This window comes from Rhizobium laguerreae (assembly GCF_002008165.1).
Taxonomy (GTDB): domain Bacteria; phylum Pseudomonadota; class Alphaproteobacteria; order Rhizobiales; family Rhizobiaceae; genus Rhizobium; species Rhizobium laguerreae.
This window is the reverse complement of record NZ_MRDM01000014.1, coordinates 815,245-833,997: the sequence shown is the minus strand read 5'-3', so window position 1 is coordinate 833,997 and position 18,753 is coordinate 815,245. Positions and strand designations below refer to the sequence as shown.

Genomic DNA, 18,753 nt, shown 5'->3' with positions numbered 1-18,753 from the left:
CAGACGGGAATCTCGATCCCGCAGCGCCTCTTTCGACCGACCCTGGTCCAACCTCGAGTCCCTCCGGAGACGTGAATGGCCTTCTGGAAGCAGTTTGTACTTTCGCTCATCGTCATTATTGCCGGCTTTGCCGCGTGGGTTTTCTTCGTGCCCGGCGCTGGCGATACGATGCGCGATGCAGGTATTCCAGACAGCATCGTTTCCAAGATCGCGCCGAAGGCCGAGGAGACGGCCGATGCCGACGCTCCGGCCCGGGCGCAAGGGCAGCAGCGTGGTGAGGGGCAGGGACAGGGGAACCGCCGCAATGGCGGCGGGCGCAACAACACCATTCTCGTCGCGACGCAGGCGGTCGTCCAGGGTATCGTCAACGACCGGCTGAATGCCATCGGCACGGGTGATGCGATCCGTTCGGTCGCGGTCACGCCGCAGGCATCGGGCACGATCCGCGAAATCCTCATCAAGTCGGGCGACAGGGTGAAGGCCGGCCAGGTGCTCGCCAAGCTCGACAGCGAGGAGCAGGTGATCGCCCGCGGCCAGGCTGATGTGGCGGTCAAGGCCGCCGTCGAGAAGTCCAATCTCTATCACAACATCAAGTCCAGCGTGTCGCGCATGGACGTATTCGATTCGGAGATCGCCGAGCAGGGCGCGCGGCTGCAGCTGCAGGCCGCCGAGCTCAATCTCGCCCGGCGCAACATCACCGCGCCGATCGACGGCATCGTCGGCATCGTGCCGGTCAACATCGGCGACAACGTCACGACGAGCATCCCGATCGTCACGCTCGATGACCGTTCGGAAATCCTCGTCGACTACTGGGTGCCGGAGCGCTTCGCCAATACGGTGTCGGTCGGCCAGCCGGTCGAGGCGATGTCTGTGGCAAGGCCGGGGCAGGTGTTTTCAGGCGTGGTCGAAGCCGTCGACAACCGCATCGATGCGGCAAGCCGCACGCTTCGCCTGCGCGCCCGGATCGACAACAGTTCCGATGAGCTGCGTGCCGGCATGTCCTTCAGTGTCAGCATGAAATTTCCCGGCGACAAATATCCGGCTGTCGACCCCGTCTCCGTGCAGTGGGATTCGCAGGGCTCCTTCGTCTGGCAGGTCAATGACGACAAGTCGCATAAGGTGCGGGTCAGCATCGTGCAGCGCAACCCGGATTTCGTGCTGGTCAAAGCCGATCTCAAGGATGGCGACGTGATCGTCACACAGGGACTGCAGCGCGTGCGTGAGGGTGGGGCGGTGCGCGTGAGCGCCGATGTCGCCGCGACTGCGGAGGTCGCCACGCAATGAACGTGACCGAGATTCATCAAGACAGGGCGTCGGGCAAGCAGAGCTTCACTGCACTTTTCGTTCGCCGGCCGATCCTGGCGCTGGTGTTCAACACGCTGATGGTCGTTGCGGGCCTTGCCGCCTATGTCGGCGTCGAGGTGCGCGAACTGCCCGATGTCGACCGTCCCGTCGTCACCGTGCGTACCACCTTCGACGGCGCATCGCCGCAGACGATCGACCAGGAACTGACCAAGGTGATCGAGGGGGCGGTCGCGCGCGTCAGCGGCCTGAAATCGATTTCGTCGACCTCTTCCTTCGGCCAGAGCCGGGTGACGCTGGAATTCTCGGATGCGATCGATCTCTCGGTCGCCGCCAACGACGTGCGTGACGCGATCGGCCGCATCACCCAGAACCTGCCGGATGAAGCGGATGCGCCGCAGATCGTCAAGGCGGACTCGGATTCCTCGGCGATCATGCGCCTTGCCGTCACCTCCACCAATCTCAACATGGACGATCTGACCCAGCTTGTCGAAAACGAGGTGATCGATCGCCTCGCCTCTGTCGACGGCGTTGCCGACGTCGAGGAATATGGCGACCAGGAGAAGGTCTTCCGCATCGATGTCGACCAGGGGGCGCTTGCCAGCCGCGGGCTGACCATCGGCGACCTGACGAAGGCACTCGATAATGCGGCACTCGACGTGCCGGCCGGCTCGCTGAAGAGCAATACGCAGGATATCGTGGTGCGCGCCACCGCCAACCTGCAGACCCCGGCGGATTTTTCCAACGTCATCCTGCAGGACCGCGTCAGGCTCGGCGATGTCGCGACGGTGATGCTTGGACCACGCGACGGCGAAACGGCGCTGCGCTCCAACGGCAAGCCGGGCATCGGCCTCGGCATCATCCGCCAGGCGCAGTCGAATACGCTGAACATATCGACGGGCATCAAGGCGGCCGTCGACCAGCTGTCGAAGACCCTGCCCGAGGGCACGACGATCGCCATCACCAGCGACGACGCCGTCTTCATCCAGGGTGCGATCCACGAAGTGGTGCTGGCGCTGGTGCTTGCCGCCGTCATCGTCACCGCCGTCATCTACCTCTTCCTGCGCGACTGGCGGGCGACGCTGATCCCGGCGGTCAGCATGCCGGTGGCGCTGATCGGCACGCTGGCGGCGATTTACATGGTCGGCTTCTCGATCAACATCCTGACGCTGCTCGCGATCGTGCTGGCGACCGGCCTCGTCGTCGACGATGCGATCGTGGTGCTCGAAAATATCGTACGCCGGCGCTCCGAAGGCATGGGGCCGCGCGCTGCCGCCGTGCTCGGAACGCGCGAGGTGTTCTTCGCCGTCATCGCCACGACGGCGACGCTGGCCGCGGTGTTCATTCCGCTCTCCTTCCTGCCGGGACAGGTCGGTGGCCTCTTCCGCGAATTCGGCTTCGTGCTCGCCTTCTCGGTCGGTCTGTCGTCGATCGTGGCGCTGACGCTGTGTCCGATGCTCGCCTCGCGCATGCTGACCAAACCGATGATCGAGGACCACGGCGCGCTCGGCCGCTTCGGCTCAGCGCTTGCCGATCTCTACAAATGGGCGCTGCACGGCTGTCTCAACGCGCCCTTCGTCGTCATCCTGTTCTCGGTGATCTTTGCCGGTGCGGCACTCGTCGCTTTCTCGACGGTGAAGAGCGAGCTGACGCCCGAAGAGGACCGGTCGATGGTGATGATGCGGCTGACGACGCCGCAGGGATCGAGCCTCGAATATACCCGCGACAAGATGCAGCTCGTCGAGGAATATCTGCAGCCGCTGGTCGACAGCGGCGACATCCGCAATATCTTCTCGATCTCCGGGCAGGGCGGTTCGCTGAACAGCGGCTTCATGGTGCTGACGCTCGCCCCCTGGGGAGAGCGTGACAGGACGCAGACGGAGATCGTCGGCGATATCAACCAGGCAGCCTCCAGGGTGCCGGCCCTGCGCGGCAATGCAATTTCCTCGAACAGCCTTCGCATCCGCGGCGCCGGCAGTGGTCTGCAGATGGCGCTGATCGGCAATGATCACGAGGCGCTGACGGCGGCGGCCGCCAAGCTGGTTCAGTTGCTCGAGGCCACCGGCCGGTATGATACGCCGCGCCTGACCAACGAGCCCAGCCAGGCGCAGGTATCGGTGGCAATCGATCGCGAGCGCGCCTCGGATCTCGGCATCGACATAACCGGGCTTTCGACGGCAATCCAATCGCTGCTCGAAGGACGTTCGGTGGTCGACGTCTTCGTCGACGGCGAATCCTATCCCGTGCTGTTGACCTCGACGACGCGGCCGATCGACGATCCGACCGACCTCGAGAACGTGTTCCTGAAGACCGGCGACGGCAAGATCGTGCCGATGTCGGTCATCGCCACGATGAAGGAAGGTTCGGTCGCGCCGCAGCTCAACCGCGAGCAGCAGCTCGCCTCCGTCGCGATCACCGCCGGCCTCAGGAACGGCATGTCGCTCGGCGATGCCGTCAGCCAAGTGACTGCGCTCGCCGAGCCGCTGCTGCCGCCAGGCTCCCGCCTGCTGCCACTGGCCGAGGCAGCGACGCTCGAAGAAAATTCGAGCGGCATGGCACTGACCTTCGGCTTCGCCATCGTCATCATTTTCCTGGTGCTGGCCGCGCAGTTCGAAAGCGTGCTGTCCTCGCTGATCATCATGTCGACGGTGCCGCTTGGTCTTGCCTGCGCCGTCTTCGCACTTGTTATCACCGGCTCCAGCCTCAACATCTACAGCCAGATCGGCCTGGTGCTGCTCGTCGGCGTCATGGCGAAGAACGGTATCCTGATCGTCGAATTCGCCAATCAGCTGCGCGACCGGGGCGAGGATGTGCGGTCCTCGATCGAGAAGGCCTGCGCGCTGCGTCTTCGGCCCGTGATGATGACGATGATCGCCACCATCCTCGGCGGCGTGCCGCTGGTCTTTGCCCATGGCGCCGGTGCCGAAGCACGCGTTGCGCTCGGCTGGGTGATCGTCGGCGGCCTCGGCTTCGCGACGCTTGTGACGCTGTTCATCACGCCGGTTGCCTATCTGCTGCTTGCCCGCTTCGCCAAGCCGCACGCCCACGAGGAAGCGCGCCTGCACGAGGAGATGTCGATCGCCACACGGCCGCGCGCCGCACCCGACGACGAGCAGCTGCAGGCCGCCGAATAAGGTTTTATCCGATTACGAAACGCCGCCGGCCAACCTCGTCCGGCGGCGTTTCTTATGGTGTATGAAACCTTGCAAAATTAGCTAAATTACTTCTGAAGTTTAGCCGTTTGTTAAGCATAAACGGCAATGATTGTGACCAGTAACCGACTGGTCTTCTTCTTTTCTTGAAGGCTGCGATGCGCTGGAGTTCCAGCGACCCCGGACATGAATGTCCGTGCGGCACGGTTCATTTTTAGTTCAGTTTGCGTCTGTTGTGTTTTGGAGTTTAGTCCCGTGAGTATTTATCAGCGCGTCTCCGTGGATGCGGCGCTTTATGTGCTGCGCGATATCAATCGGAATATGACGGTCACGCAAAACCACATCACGACGGGTATGCGTGTCGCAAAAGCCAGCGACAACGCCGTCTACTGGTCGATCGCCACCACCGCGCGGACCGACAATAAAGCCGTTTCGGCCATCCAGGATGCGCTCGGCATGGCCGCAGCGACGATGGGAACGGCCTATACCGGCGTTCAGAGCGTCATCGACGTCGTCTCCGAAATCAAGGCGAAGCTGGTTGCCGCGACCGAAGACGGCATCGACAAGAACAAGATCAACGAAGAGATCAAGCAGCTGCAGGAGCAATTGCGCAGCGTTTCGGAATCGGCGACCTTCAACAGCGACAACTGGGTGGTCCTCACCAACGATGCGACGCCGACGCAGCCGCGCCAGATCCCGGCCTCGTTCATCCGCAACGCCGACGGCACGATCTCGATCGGCATGCTGAGCTACCATATCGACAACACGCCCGTCGGGGCGACGACCTCCAAGGACGCGCGCTACCTGATCGACGACCGCGCCACCGGTTCCGGCGAATACGGGGTGCTGACATCGGCCTATTTCGCCACCGAACTCGGTGCTGCGCAAAATTACGTGCTGATGACGAGCAAGAACGGCACCACCACCGGGCAGGTGGCGATCTCGGTAACATCAAGCACGACGCAGGGCCAGATCGGCCAGATGATCAGCGTCGTCGATGCCGCGCTGACGCAGCTGACGACGGTCGGTTCGGCCTTCGGCGCGCTGGAAAAGCGCATCAACCTGCAGAACGACTTCGCCACGAAACTGCACGACAACATCACCGCCGGCATCGGCCGGCTTGTCGATGCCGACATGGAGGAGGAGTCGAGCAGGCTGCGGGCTTTACAAACGCAGCAGCAGCTCGGCCTGCAGTCGCTGAACATCGCCAACGCGACTTATGACACGATGCGGCAGTTGTTCCAGAATTTCTAAGAGGGCGACTCCACTCTTCTCATTCCTGGACGAGCACAGGAATAAGGGAGGAGAAGTGGGCGCTCCAACACGCGCTATGGAGACGTCAGTCGATGACGGCAATCGTAATGAACGCCACCATCGGGCTGAAGGCCGCAATGGCAGGCACGCCTTATGCCTATGGAGGCGCAGGAGCGGTCATCCGCTAAAACTGGTGATATCAGCGCATTCCCGCAACATGGCTGTGTTTCGACGTCCGAATTTGCCCTATCAGGAGAACATCTTCATTTTCTTGCCGCAATCCTTGCCATTTGCTCGCATTAGTCGAACGGAGACCGTCCTGTCCATGATCAAAAAATTCATACTTCTCGCTATTGCCGCTAGCTATCTCAGCGCCTGCACGACGACCGATCCCTATACCGGTGAACAGAAGGTTTCCAATACGGCCGGCGGCGCGGCGCTTGGCGCGCTGGGCGGTGCTCTCGTCGGCGTGGCTGTCGGCGGCGGCGGCCACGGCAAGCGCAATGCGGCGTTGATCGGCGCGGGCGTCGGCGCTCTCGCCGGCGGCGCGATCGGCAATTACATGGATCAGCAGGAATCCGAGCTTCGCGCCCAGCTCGAAGGCACCGGCATTTCGGTGACCCGCAACGGCGACAACATCATCCTCAACATGCCGTCGAACATCACCTTCGACGTCGATCAGGACGCGGTGAAGCCGGGCTTCTATCCGACGCTGAATTCGGTGGCGATCGTGTTGCGCAAGTTCAACCGCACGCTGATCGACGTCAACGGCCATACGGATTCAACCGGCAGCCTGCAGCACAATCAGGACCTGTCGCAGCGCCGCGCACTTTCGGTCGCCGATTATCTCGGCGGCCAGGGCATCGACCAGCGCCGCGTCTCCGCCGTCGGCTTCGGTCCGTCGCAACCCGTTGCTTCCAATGCGAGCGAGGCCGGCCGCGCGCAGAACCGCCGCGTCGAGATCCAGATCGCGCCGATCACGCAGGGCTGATTCTGGCTCATACCGTTTGCGGAAAGGCCAGGTGACGCCCGGCCTTTTTCGTCAGTGCTGCATCGTCGCGCCCTTGGTGATCTTGTCGACGATCTTCTTTTCGGCGCGCAGGGCGATGCCGACCACCTTGGCGTCTTCGGGCGCAAATTCTGCGAAGACGGCGCGGTTGGCCGCGTCGTGGCCGGTCGCAAACATCTCCTCGATAAACAGCGAGCTGGTGATATCGCGCTCCAGCGCGCGGCGGTGAACGGCTGATATGGTAGCCTCGTCGGCGGAGAGCACGATGATCGGCTGGATCGATAAGGGATTGTAGAGATTGCCGGCGCGGTCCCTGTAGGCTTCACCGATGATCTCGGGATGCCGGCCGGCGATGCCCGTCATCAGGAAGGCGGTGACGTTCAGCTTCTGCCAGCCGGCAAGATTGTTTCGCAGGACGACGGCAATTTTGGTATCAAACATCGGACGGTCTTTCACCTATCTACGGGTTATGGAGTATCGGGCGCGTTGAACCAGGACTTACATCCGAAGGTCTTCGAAGGTCTTGAACGTTTGTGCGCGGGACCATCCGGCAACGCCATCCTGGCTGCGCCAGCCTTTCCCGGCATCGAGCGCATCGAGGCGCAGTTCTCAGGCAATGCTTTCGAGCCGCACCGGCACGACACCTATGCACTCGGCGTGACTCTGAAGGGAGTTCAGACCTTCCGCTATCGCGGCGAGCGGCGCTTCAGCCTGCCGGGACAGGTGATCGTGCTGCACCCCGATGAGGAGCATGACGGCGGGGCGGGGACGGAGGATGGGTTGCAGTACCGTATGCTCTACCTGGAGCCGTCGCTGCTTCTTGAATACCTGAAGGCGGATGGCGTCGGCCTGCCTTTTGTCGAGGAACCCGTGATCGCCGATCCGGCGCTGGCGGGCGTGCTGCTGGCGGCTCTCGGCGAACTCGACCGCGAACTGGACGCGCTTTTCGTCGACGATTTCGTATCGCAGGTGGCGGGCGGGCTGACACGGCATGCGCGCCTGCCGCCGCGGCCGCTGGGCCTCGTCGCCTGGCGGCAAGCGAGGGCGGCACGGGATTATCTCGAGGCGCATGCGACCCGTGCAGTGAATTCCGGCGAGCTTGAGGCGGTGACGGGTCTCGACCGTTTTGCGCTGTCGCGGCATTTCCGGGCAGCCTTCGCCACCAGCCCGCATCGCTACCTCCTGATGCGTCGGCTGCAGCGGGCGCGGGCGATGATCGGTGCGGGCGAGGGGATTTCCGAGGTGGCGGCGGCGACCGGCTTTGCCGACCAGAGCCATCTCAACCGCCATTTCAAGAAGGCCTATGGCATGACGCCCGGCCAATGGGCAGCACTCGCGCACAACCCCAAGCAGGGCACTAGACGGGGTTTTCCGCAAGGCCGGAACGGCGTGCGATGAAGCGGGCGAGCATCGGGCCGATCATCAGGATCACCAGGAAACGGCCAGTCTGCATCGCCATCACGAAGGGCACGTCGACATCGCTGGAGGCGGCGATGATGGCGACGGAATCGGCGCCGCCGGGGCTGGTAGCCAGATAGGCGGTCAGCGGATCGATGCCGGCCAAGACGTGAAGCGCCACCGCCATGCAGCCGCAGAGCGCCATCAGCAGCACGATGCAGGCCGATACCCTCGGCAGGGCGCGCGCCACGTGCTTGAGGATCGAGCGGGTGAAACGCAGGCCGATGCTCCAGCCGACCAGTGCATAGGCGATGGCGAGCAGCCACATCGGTAACTCAATTTTCAGGAGGCCCATGCCCTGCAGCAAGGCGCCGAGAAAGAGCGGCACGATGATCGTGCCCCCCTGGAGGCGCAGGCGCCGGACGCCATAGGCACAAAAGGCAGCAAAAGCCATCGTCGCTGCAAAGGCCGGCCAGTCGATCTCGGGAAAGAGGACGGGCGGCGGCGGCTCGGCGCCGTCGGCTGCCACCCACAGGCGCGAGACCACAGAGGCGCCGACGGCGACGAAGACGACGCGCAGATACTGCATGAAGGCGACGAGACGGGCATCGGCGCCATAGGCTTCCGACATGATGACCATGGCGGAGGCGCCGCCCGGCGAGGAACCCCAGACCGCAGTCGTCCCCGGCAGCACCTGCCAGCGCGTCAAAAGCCAGCCGAGGCCGGTGGCGATGGCGATGACCGAGAAGATGAACAGCAGAAAGAGCGGTGCGTCCTTCGCCATGGTGCCGAGAATGTCAGGGGTGATGGTGCGCGCCATCATCAGGCCGACCAGGACCTGGCCGAACTGCAGCGGCCAGAAGGGCACGCGAAGCTTTCCCTTGCCGACGGTCAACGCCAGTGCGATTGCCGCGACCATCGGTCCGATCAGCAGCGAGGCCGGCAGCGCGAAGAGTTCGAGGAAGACGACGAGAGTGGTCGAAAGTGCCAGCAGCAGCGCCCATTTCGGCAGGCCGGCATCCCGCAGCAGGCGGCTCGCGTCGCTGAATGACATGATCTCCGTATCTTTCCTAGAACAGGATGATTTTAGGCCGGGGCGGCCAAAATCTGAATCCTGCTCTAATTAAATAGTTAGAGCATGACCGGCGCGAACCCTTAAGGGCTGAAGATGGGAAGAGGCTCCGGCATGACGAAGAGAGGCCGGCTACAAGGGCCGGCTGGCGCGGGTCCGGTATAGGCGGGCGCGAGGCGGGGGGTCAATTGCGAAATCTGGCTTCTGGGGGCCCTGGAATGCGAAACTGAATCATGCGACGACTTCAAGTCGTTGTTTTTATGCATGTCATCATTCCAAAAGCGCTGAACGGTTTCGGGCTGGGTGTCTCAGAAACGTACATGGCCGACGAGAAAGTCGAGCAGTGCGCGTACGCGCGCCGGCAGCGGGCCGCCCTGGCCCATGTAGACGGCGTAGAACTCCTCGAGATCGCCGGGATTGGCCTCTTCGAGTACCGGCACCAGGCGGCCGGCATCGATATCGGCGCGCAAGGTGAAGGCGGCGAGCCGGGCAAGGCCGGCGCCTGACAAAGCGAGGTGGCGCATGGCTTCGCCGTCTTCCACCTGCAGGCCCGGGGTGATCGGGATCATCACCGTTTCGCCGTCCTCGCGCAGAGGCCAGCCCTCGATGGCGCGGGCGTAAGAAAAGCCGATGCGGCAATGGCGGCGGAGATCGGCGATCGTGCGTGGTTTGCCATGACGCGAGAGATAATCCGGCGATGCGACGATGATCTTGCCGGTGGCGCCGACCTTGCGGGCGATCAGGCTGGAATTCTTCAAGGGGCCGGCGCGGATTGCGACATCGGCGCGCTCCTCCATCAGGTCGACTATCCTGTCGGTATGAGAAATATCCAGCGTCACGGCCGGATGAAGCGCCATGAAGGCCGGTACGAGCGGCGCCAGCACATGGTTGCCGAAAGAGCCGCTGGTGTTGATGCGGATGCGGCCTGAGGCCTGTTCACCTGTCGAGGCCTGACGTTCAGCCTCGGCGATATCGGCAAGGATGGCGACGCAGCGCTCATAGAAGGCACAGCCTTCCGGCGTCAATTGCAGCCTGCGGGTGGAGCGGTTGACGAGGCGGGCGCCGAGGCGCGTCTCCAGCCGAGCGACGAGTTTGCTGACAGCCGACGGCGTCATGCGCCGGGCCGCGGCGGCCGCGGAAAAGCCACCGCGCTCGACGACGCTGACGAAGACTTCCATTTCGCCGGAGCGATTGATGTCTTGACGGCTCATGATGAATTCAAGTCACAGATGATTTGCTTGTAGGCAATCTATATCATCGGGCGACCAAGGTCTATCTCATAGGAAATACAGGAGACAGATCCATGGACTACAGAAATCTCGGCGCTTCCGGACTCAGAGTACCGGTTTTGAGCTTCGGCGCCGGCACATTCGGCGGCAGCGGCCCACTGTTCGGCGCCTGGGGCAATACCGATGCCGAGGAAGCGCGGCGGCTCGTCGACATCTGCCTCGAAGCCGGCGTCAATCTCTTCGACACGGCCGACGTCTATTCGGCCGGCGCGTCCGAGGAGGTGCTCGGCCAGGCGATCCGTGGCCGGCGCGACGCTGTGCTGATCTCGACGAAGACGGCGCTGCCGATGGGCGAGGGGCCGCAGGACTGGGGAACGTCGCGGGCGCGGCTGATCCGCGCGACCGAGGATGCGCTGCGCCGGCTCGGGACCGACTATATCGACCTCCTGCAGCTTCATGCTTTCGATGCCTCGACGCCGGTCGAGGAGGTGCTGTCGACGCTCGATGGGCTCGTTGCAGCAGGCAAGATCCGCTATGTCGGCGTTTCCAATTTTGCCGGCTGGGAACTGATGAAGTCGCTCGCCGCCGCCGAGCGCCACGGTTATCCGCGTTATGTCGCCCATCAGGTCTATTATTCGCTGGCAGGGCGCGATTACGAATGGGAGCTGATGCCGCTCGGCGCCGAACAGGGTGTGGGAGCTCTCGTCTGGAGCCCGCTTGCCTGGGGACGGCTGACCGGCAAGATCCGCCGCGGTCAGCCGCTGCCCAAGGCAAGCCGGCTGCACGAGACGGCGCAATACGGCCCGCCCGTCGACGACGAGAAGCTGTTCGACATCGTCGAGGTCCTGGACGCCATCGCAGGTGAGACCGGTCGGACGGTGCCGCAGATCGCCATCAACTGGCTGCTTAACCGGCCGACGGTATCGAGCGTCATCATCGGAGCCCGCAACGAGGAGCAGCTCAGGCAGAACCTCGGCGCGGTCGGCTGGAGCCTGTCGAGGGAGCAGATTGAAAGACTCGACGCGGTCAGCACCGTGACGGCGCCCTATCCCTATTTTCCCTATCGGCGGCAGGAGGGTTTTGCACGGCTCAATCCGCCGATTGTCTGAGGTGCGAGGGCGGCGGACTTGGCTATAGCAACCGCCCTATAACAAAAGGGGAATGAAATCTTCTGCCAATCTTAACTGGACAGCCGCTTTGACTTGCCGCATACCCAGCCTGACCTGCAGGACACGATATGGTTTCTGCGGAATGGCAGGGAGATCAAAGGCATGGCGCTGAAGGACGCGAAGGCGGGCACACGCAACGAGGCGGGGATTGCCGCGGTGCTCGGCATTCTCAAGCAGAGCTTTGGCGAGCGTTTCCAGACCGGCCAGTCCTTCCGCGAACAGCATGCCCATACGACCACCTATATTCCGCCGCAACTGCCCGACGGGGTGCTTTTCGCCGAGAGCGCTGAGGATGTGAAGGCGGCGGTCAATGCCTGTGCGACCCACAAGGTGCCGGTAATCGGTTTCGGCGTCGGCACCTCGCTGGAGGGGCAGGTCAATGCCGCCAATGGCGGTATTTCGATCGATTTCAGCCGCATGAACCGGGTGATCGAGGTCAATCCCGAAGATCTCGACTGCACCGTAGAACCGGGTGTGACACGCGAGGCGCTGAACATCCACCTGCGCGATACCGGCCTGTTCTTCCCGATCGATCCCGGCGCCAACGCCTCGATCGGCGGCATGGCCTCGACGCGGGCCTCCGGCACCAATGCCGTGCGCTATGGAACGATGAAGGACAATGTGCTTGCCGTCACCGCCGTCACTGCCAATGGCGAGGAGATCCGCACGGCCCGGCGCGCCCGCAAGTCCTCGGCGGGCTACGATCTGACGCGGCTCTTCGTCGGCGCCGAGGGCACGCTTGGCATTCTGACCTCGGTGACGCTGCGCCTGCAGGCGATCCCCCAGAAGATTGCCGGAGGGGCCTGTGCCTTTCCGAGCATCAAGGCCGCCTGCGATGCCGTCATCATGACGATCCAGATGGGCATTCCGGTGGCGCGTATCGAGTTGCTCGACACGGTACAGATGCGGGCCTGCAACGCCTATTCCAAGCTTTCCTATGCCGAAAGCCCGACGCTGTTCCTCGAATTCCACGGCACCGACGAGACGGTGCCGCTGCAATCGGCAGCCTTTGCCGAGATCGCGGCGGAATGCGGCGGCGGCGAATTCCTATGGACCGCCAATGCCGAGGAGCGGACGAAGCTCTGGAAAGCGCGCCACGACGCCTATTGGGCTGCAAGGGCGCTGGCGCCCGGGCTTGCCGCACTTTCGACCGATGTTTGTGTTCCGATATCGAAGCTTGCCGATTGTGTTTCCGAAACGCAGGCGGATATCGAGGAGCATGGGCTGCTGGGGCCGATCGTCGGCCATGCCGGCGACGGGAACTTCCATGTGCTGCTGTTGTTTGATGACAAGAGCACCGAAGGCGTCGCCGTGGCCGAGAGCTTCGTGCAGCGACTCAACCAGCGGGCGCTCGAAATGGACGGGACTTGCACCGGTGAACACGGGATCGGGCAAGGCAAGATGGCGTTTCTGGAACAGGAGCTCGGCGGCGCGGTGGATCTGATGCGACAGGTGAAACAGGCGCTCGATCCGGACGATATCTTCAATCCCGGCAAGATTTTCCACCATGGCTGAAAACGGAACATTCTCATGAAGTTGGGCCTTGCCCCCTGCATGAATAGCGCTAGAACAAGATGATGTTGGGGCCGGCTCGCCCTGAAATCTGAATCCTGTTCTCAAATAAAGAGTTAGAGCATGATGTCGTCCGAAAACCGCTCACACTTTGCGGCATCATGCTCTGGTGTCGGCAACAGAATCCCGAATGGAGACGCTTTGCATTGGTAGGCCGGTTCCTCGTCTTTCTGGGGGGAGTGATCGTCGTAGTGCTGTTTGTGGCGCTGCTTGCGCCGCTGTTCATCGACTGGACGGATTTCCGCAAGAATTTCGAGGATCAGGCAAGCCGCATCATCGGCAAGAAGGTCACCGTCTACGGCACGGTGGATGCACGCCTGCTGCCGTTCCCGTCGGTGACGCTGCATGACGTGCGCGTCGGCCAGGAAGCGGACGGCACGCCGATCGTCAAGGTCGAGCAGTTCTCCATGGATGCGGAGCTTGCACCTTTCCTGTCGGGTGAAGCGCTGATCTTCGACATGCGCGTCGTCAATCCGAAGGTGCGCTTGAGATTGCTCAAGGACGGCACGCTCGACTGGATGCGCGGCAGCCGCGCGGAAATACCGGCAAGGACGGTCGTTCTCGAAAACGTGCATGTCAGCGGCGGCGAGGTCGAGTTCATCGACGATCAGTCGGGTCGCTCGCGTCGCATCACCGGCCTCAACGCGGAAATGTCGGCAAAGTCGCTGGCTGGTCCGTGGCGCATCGAGGGCGACGCAGCGCTGGACGGCGAGCACGGCGGCTTCTCGATCTCGAGCAGTCAGCCGGACGAGAAGGGCGTGCTGCGCATGCGCACGAGGCTTTCGCCGGACAAACACCCTGTCAGCGTCGATCTCGATGGCGAACTGAAGCTCGTCGACAGCAAGCCGAACTATCAGGGCCAGCTTTCGGCTGCGATCGAAATCCGCAACAGCGCCAAGCCCGCCAACAAGAAAGAGCAGCCGCCGCGCGTCAAGGGCCGCTTCGAGCTCACCAATGAACGCATCCGCATTCCCGAATACCGGATGGAGATCGGCCCTACGGACGATCCCTATGTCATAACCGGCGAGGCGACGCTCGATACTGGCAATGCGCCGGAATTCCTGCTGACCGCCGTCGGGCAGCAGATCGACGTCAACCGCATCGGCAATCAGGGGTCAGCCGGCAAGACGACGCGGGATCCAGCTGTTTCGGCGCGCCAGCGGCTGAATTCGCTGATCGATATCGTCGCGCAGGTGCCGATCCCGCAGGTGCCGGGCAAGGCGAGCGTCAAGCTGCCGGCGATCGTCGCCGGCGATACGACGCTGCGCGACGTGCAGCTGGAGCTCGAACCGGCCGGCACCGGCTGGATGATCGACAGCGCCACCGGCACGCTGCCGGGGCGCACGCAGGTGGAGGGCAAGGGTAAGCTCCTGCTTCAGGGCGAACCTTCGTTCAACGGCCAGATCGTGGTGGCCTCCAGCCAGCCGACGGGGCTTGCCTCCTGGCTTGCCGGCTCGGTCGATCCGGCCCTCCGGCAATTGCGGCAGGCGGGCTTTTCCGCCAATGTCAGCCTGACGCATGAACTGCAGCGTTTTGAAAATCTCGAGATTGCCATGGGACCGGCGACGCTGAAGGGTCGGCTGGAGCGCCAGGCGATCTCCGGCCAGACGCCGACGCTGTCGGTGGCGCTGAACGGCGATACGCTCGATCTCGACGCGCTGCAGGCGCTGAGCGGGCTGATGACCGGCCAGGATTCCGGCGACAACGTGCTCGACCACAAGATCGCCGCCCAGCTCAAGGCCGACAAGTTTACCGCCTTTGGCGTCAGTGCCGAGAATGTCGAGACCACCTTTACGATCGCCGATGGCGCGCTTGCCGTCGACCGGCTGTCGATCAAGAATATCGCCGGCGCCGAACTGACGGCAACGGGCGGGGCGGAAGGCTCGCTGCTCGATTACAAGGGTGCGGGCGAAATCACCTTCAAATCGGCCGATCCCGGCGGCTTCTTCACCATGTTGCGCGAGCACCTGCCGCATCACCCGGTGCTCGACCGTCTGGTGCGCAACGCCGGCTGGTACGGCAATACGGCATTGCGCGGCGCGCTGACGCTCGGCGGCGACGAGGGCGACGCGTTAACGGTGACGCTTGCCGGTGTGGCGAACGGCAGCCGCGTCAATCTCGATTACCGCATGTCCGACCTCTTGGCGCTGACCGGCAACGGCACGACGAGCCTTGAGGCGACGCTCGAAAATGCCGTGCCATCAGTCCTGTTCGGCCAGGCCGGGCTCGACCCGCTGCCGGTCGATGTCGGGCCCAACGGCCGCCTGACGCTGAAGGTGAAGGCATCGGGCAGCGATCCCGCCGACGCGGCGCTGACCTTTGCGACCGACCGGACCTCGTTCATGGCCAACGGCAAGGTCGACGTCCGGCCGGAGACCTTCATGAACGGCCAGATCGCGCTTTCGCTCGACAGCGCCGATATCGACCCCTATCTCATCATGAACGGCATCGCCCTGCCGCAGACCGGAACCGGGCTGCCGTTCGGCCTGCAGGTCAATGCCGCCGTCGACGGCGACAAGATCGTCTTTTCGGATATCAAGGGGCATGCGGCCGACAACGAATTTTCGGGTGCACTGACCTTCGACCGGAAGGCTGCGAAGACGACCGCGAGCGGCGGGCTGACACTCTCCAAGGCCGATGCCGGCTGGCTCGGCGAGGCGGTGTTCGGCCAGATCGTCGATCCCGCCAACGGTCAGCTGACCACGGCGCCGCTGGGGCTGCCCATCTTCAAGGATCTCGACGTCAACGTGAAGCTGGCGGCCAAGCAGTTCTGGCCCGGCCTGCCGGAAACGGCGGTGTCGGACTTCACCAGCAATGTCACCTACAAGGGCGACGAGCTGCAGCTCAACGACATGGCCGGGAACTGGGATGGCGGAAAGCTCTCCGGCAATCTGCTGTTCACCAATGCCAGCGGCACAGGTTTCCTGCAGACGAAGCTTGCGCTTGCCGATTCCGATCTTTCCGGCGTCGTCTGGCTGCGCGACGGCGCGCCGATCGCCAACGGGAAGTTCGGATTGTCGCTGTCGATGGAGGCCTCGGGCAAGACGATCGGCGAGATCGCCAGCTCGCTCAATGGTTCGGGCGAACTGAGGCTCGGCGATACCAGCATACGCGGGTTGAACCTTGCCATCTTGCCGCCGCTGCTTGCCGCGACCGATACGATGCAGGAGCAGATCAATGCCGGCAAGGTGCATCCGATCATCGAGACGCTGCTCAGCAACGGTGAGGCGAAGCTGCCACCACTCGGCATCCCCTTCAATATCGCCGACGGGACGCTGAGGGTGCAGAATGTCACCGTCGCCAACGATCTCGCCCGCATCACTGCCGATGCGCAGATCGCGCTGCCGGAAGAGCGGATCAGCGCGACACTAGGTGTCGGGTTCAATCCTGGCACGGAAGCGCTTTCCGGCGCCGAGCCGGCGCTTCGGCTGAATTTTTCCGGCATGCTGCCGTCGCCCGGCAAGACGATGGATGTGACCGATATCACCAGCTATCTGTCGCTGCGCGCCTTCGAACGCGAGCGCCGGCGTGTCGAGCGGCTGCAGGCAGTCGTGCTCGAAAAACAGCGGCTGCGCCGCGAGGTGGCGCTTTACCGGTTCAACGACGCCGAGCGCATCAAGGCGGCCGAGATCGAGCGGCAACGGCAGGCAGAGGAAGAGCGGCTGCGCGCGCTGGCGCAGAAAGCCGCCGCTGAGAAGGCTGCTGCCGAGGCGGAGGCCGCACGCGCGGCGGAAGCCAAAGCGAAGGCGGATGCGGATGCGGATGCGCAGGCGAGGGCGGCGGCCGAGGCGGAAGCAGCACGGCGCAGCGGGCAAGTGCAGCCCGGTCCGCTCAATTTCGACCAGTTGCCGGGCGTTCAGGCGCAGTGAAAGCGCATAGAATTTGATTCATGCAAGACGCTTCAGGCTTTTGTTTTCATTGATGTCATCCCAAATCGCTACGCGATTTTGAGCGGCGTACATCAAGCCTTGTGGCTGGCGGCGGCCTTCAGCCAGGAAAGCACATGCAAGCGCAGCGCCGAGGACAGGTTGCTGTCCGGCGGGCGGTGGTCGTCGATTTCGGAGATCAGGGCGGCGAGCGGTATCGAACGGGCTCCGGCAATCGTCTTCAGCTCGGCCCAGAACTCGTCCTCCAGCGAGAAACTGGTGCGATGGCCGTGCAATGTCGCCGAATGCTTGCGAATCATGGAGCCTTCACATCCCGGATAGAGCACAGCGCGTCCGAGACGACGCGCTCAAGACTCTCCATCAAATTAAGGGTGGGTTGGCAGATCGCTTCAAGGAAAGTGCGCAAGTGGCTGATCGCATCCATTCCGGCTTTCACGCGTTGCGTGAAACCGTCACGCGCCGTCGTCATCTTTCTCGATCCGGCCGTCGCGATGGGCTTTGTCGGCCTTGTCGTTCAGGCTGCGGGTCAGCTGTTTCTCGGCCTTGGTGCGGCCGAAGGTGACGCGGTTCTGTTCGGCCTGCTTCTCCTTTTCGGAGCGAGCCTGCTTCTTGCGGAACTGGCGCAGATTGACGATTTCGGCGCTCATGCGGTTGCCTGGACCCTCACGAAAAAGGGAGGCTTGGCCTCCCTTCAAATCACTGCTTCTTGCGGAAGGAGTCGAGCGAGACGACGGAGCCCGGTTTCTTCTCCTCGCCGTCGGCGGGTTTTGCGCCTGCGGCGTCATCGGGCTTTCCGGCCGCATCCACCGGATAGGCGGTGATTTCGCCGGACGGCAATTCCTCGCCATCGGCGAGCGGTACGTCGAATTCAAGCTCGAAGTTGACGGAGGGATCGTAGAAGCCGCGGATCGCATTGAATGGAATGACCAGCTTTTCCGGAACGTCCGAGAAGGAAAGACCGATCTCGAAATGCGTCTCGGTGATCTTCATGTCCCAGAACTGGTGCTGGATGACGATGGTCATCTGCTCGGGGTATTTCGACTTCAGGTGCTGGGAGATACGCACGCCGGTGGCGCCCGTGAGGAAGGTGATGAAGAAGTGATGATCACCGGGCAGACGGCCCGTCGCTGCGACTTCCGCCAAAACCTTGCGGATGACGCCGCGAAGTGCATCCTGTGCCAGAATGTCGTAGCGGATATGATCCTGCCCCATGCTTTTCCTGTCTTTCGTCGGTTCGGAAGTCTTTTCACAAGGTTATATGCCACGTCCGGGCGCCTTGGGAAAGACCGGAGCCGAGTCACGTTTTTAAGCAGCATACATGATTTCGGCGGCAGGGAGAAGGTGAAGGCTTCTGTTGCCAGGTGCCTTCGGACCCCGCCTAGAGGTGCGAACCACTAGGACTTTGATTGAAGTGTCACACCGCGATTAAGCAGCGAGACGAGCTTCCGCATAGTTGTCGTTTGCAACTACAATTTTAGCCCGATAACGGCGGTACAATGCCGAGCAAAAAGACGATCTTTACACCCTTGTCGATCCTGTTTCGCCCCCATCAAAAGCCGGCCTTTAAGGCCGCCGGTTTTTGGTGGAGGCGCCGGGTACCGCCCCCGGGTCCAATAGGTTTATTACACCGCTCATTTATCGCCATAGCCGACCCGAAAGCCGGCAAGGCTGATATAGTGGTTTCCTCAGCCCAAGGAAAGGGCAAACGT

Annotated in this window: 15 protein-coding genes and 1 other RNA gene; 8 read left to right on the top strand and 8 right to left on the bottom strand. The window is 62.9% G+C overall.

The features are described 5' to 3' along the window. Nucleotides 1-75 precede the first annotated feature (75 nt). From BS630_RS19950 to BS630_RS19935, 4 genes are all read left to right on the top strand, one after another. The gene (locus BS630_RS19950; RefSeq protein ID WP_077978767.1) at nucleotides 76-1,284 is read left to right on the top strand and encodes an efflux RND transporter periplasmic adaptor subunit; all 1,209 of its coding nucleotides are present in this window, start codon (nucleotides 76-78) and stop codon (nucleotides 1,282-1,284) included. Next, nucleotides 1,281-4,436 carry an efflux RND transporter permease subunit gene (locus BS630_RS19945; protein WP_077978766.1) on the top strand — a complete coding sequence of 1,052 codons (3,156 nt, stop codon included), beginning with the start codon at nucleotides 1,281-1,283 and terminating at the stop codon, nucleotides 4,434-4,436. Before BS630_RS19950 ends, BS630_RS19945 begins: the two co-directional genes overlap by 4 nt. Before the next feature lie 273 nt (nucleotides 4,437-4,709). Further along, complete coding sequence (locus tag BS630_RS19940) at nucleotides 4,710-5,708, top strand: flagellin N-terminal helical domain-containing protein (protein ID WP_077978765.1); 999 nt, start codon at nucleotides 4,710-4,712, stop codon at nucleotides 5,706-5,708. Nucleotides 5,709-6,033: 325 nt separating this feature from the next. Continuing rightward, a complete protein-coding gene (locus BS630_RS19935; protein ID WP_003541337.1) occupies nucleotides 6,034-6,699 on the top strand; it encodes a YiaD family glycine zipper/OmpA-like lipoprotein in 666 nt (221 codons plus the stop codon). A gap of 51 nt (nucleotides 6,700-6,750) precedes the next feature. On the opposite strand, the gene BS630_RS19930 is transcribed toward BS630_RS19935, so the two are convergent. Continuing rightward, a complete protein-coding gene (locus tag BS630_RS19930) occupies nucleotides 6,751-7,158 on the bottom strand; it encodes a DUF2000 family protein (RefSeq protein WP_003560946.1) in 408 nt (135 codons plus the stop codon). A gap of 45 nt (nucleotides 7,159-7,203) precedes the next feature. Here BS630_RS19930 and BS630_RS19925 point away from each other — a divergent pair, with 45 nt between their 5' ends. Then, complete coding sequence (locus BS630_RS19925) at nucleotides 7,204-8,115, top strand: AraC family transcriptional regulator (RefSeq protein WP_077978764.1); 912 nt, start codon at nucleotides 7,204-7,206, stop codon at nucleotides 8,113-8,115. Here BS630_RS19925 and BS630_RS19920 read toward each other — a convergent pair. Together BS630_RS19920 and BS630_RS19915 are read right to left on the bottom strand one after the other, a co-directional pair. Beyond that, nucleotides 8,075-9,169, bottom strand: a complete 1,095-nt coding sequence (locus tag BS630_RS19920; RefSeq protein WP_077978763.1) for an AbrB family transcriptional regulator — start codon at nucleotides 9,167-9,169, stop codon at nucleotides 8,075-8,077. The genes BS630_RS19925 and BS630_RS19920 overlap by 41 nt on opposite strands. A gap of 326 nt (nucleotides 9,170-9,495) precedes the next feature. Beyond that, complete coding sequence (locus tag BS630_RS19915; RefSeq protein ID WP_077978762.1) at nucleotides 9,496-10,398, bottom strand: LysR family transcriptional regulator; 903 nt, start codon at nucleotides 10,396-10,398, stop codon at nucleotides 9,496-9,498. A 92-nt stretch (nucleotides 10,399-10,490) separates the two neighbouring features. Here BS630_RS19915 and BS630_RS19910 point away from each other — a divergent pair, with 92 nt between their 5' ends. From BS630_RS19910 to BS630_RS19900, 3 genes are all read left to right on the top strand, one after another. Further along, nucleotides 10,491-11,525, top strand: coding sequence for an aldo/keto reductase (locus BS630_RS19910; protein ID WP_077978761.1), 1,035 nt, complete (start codon nucleotides 10,491-10,493; stop codon nucleotides 11,523-11,525). Between the two features lie 162 nt (nucleotides 11,526-11,687). Further along, nucleotides 11,688-13,100: an FAD-binding oxidoreductase gene (locus tag BS630_RS19905; RefSeq protein WP_077978760.1), complete on the top strand. Its 1,413-nt coding sequence runs from the start codon at nucleotides 11,688-11,690 to the stop codon at nucleotides 13,098-13,100. Nucleotides 13,101-13,303: 203 nt separating this feature from the next. Continuing rightward, a complete protein-coding gene (locus BS630_RS19900) occupies nucleotides 13,304-17,026 on the top strand; it encodes an AsmA family protein (protein WP_077978759.1) in 3,723 nt (1,240 codons plus the stop codon). Between the two features lie 92 nt (nucleotides 17,027-17,118). On the opposite strand, the gene BS630_RS19895 is transcribed toward BS630_RS19900, so the two are convergent. From BS630_RS19895 to ssrA, 5 genes are all read right to left on the bottom strand, one after another. Further along, a complete protein-coding gene (locus BS630_RS19895; RefSeq protein ID WP_077978758.1) occupies nucleotides 17,119-17,343 on the bottom strand; it encodes a ribbon-helix-helix domain-containing protein in 225 nt (74 codons plus the stop codon). Continuing rightward, on the bottom strand, nucleotides 17,340-17,513 hold the full coding sequence (locus BS630_RS37070) for a hypothetical protein (protein WP_158081421.1): 174 nt from the start codon (nucleotides 17,511-17,513) through the stop codon (nucleotides 17,340-17,342). The genes BS630_RS19895 and BS630_RS37070 overlap by 4 nt, the downstream gene beginning before the upstream one ends. Continuing rightward, entirely contained in the window at nucleotides 17,497-17,691 is a 195-nt protein-coding gene (locus BS630_RS19890; RefSeq protein ID WP_077978757.1) for a DUF4169 family protein, read from the bottom strand. Before BS630_RS19890 ends, BS630_RS37070 begins: the two co-directional genes overlap by 17 nt. Before the next feature lie 49 nt (nucleotides 17,692-17,740). Further along, on the bottom strand, nucleotides 17,741-18,256 hold the full coding sequence (locus BS630_RS19885) for an SspB family protein (protein WP_003541317.1): 516 nt from the start codon (nucleotides 18,254-18,256) through the stop codon (nucleotides 17,741-17,743). Nucleotides 18,257-18,384: 128 nt separating this feature from the next. Further along, nucleotides 18,385-18,747, bottom strand: a transfer-messenger RNA (tmRNA) gene (gene ssrA / locus BS630_RS19880). Nucleotides 18,748-18,753: the final 6 nt, after the last annotated feature.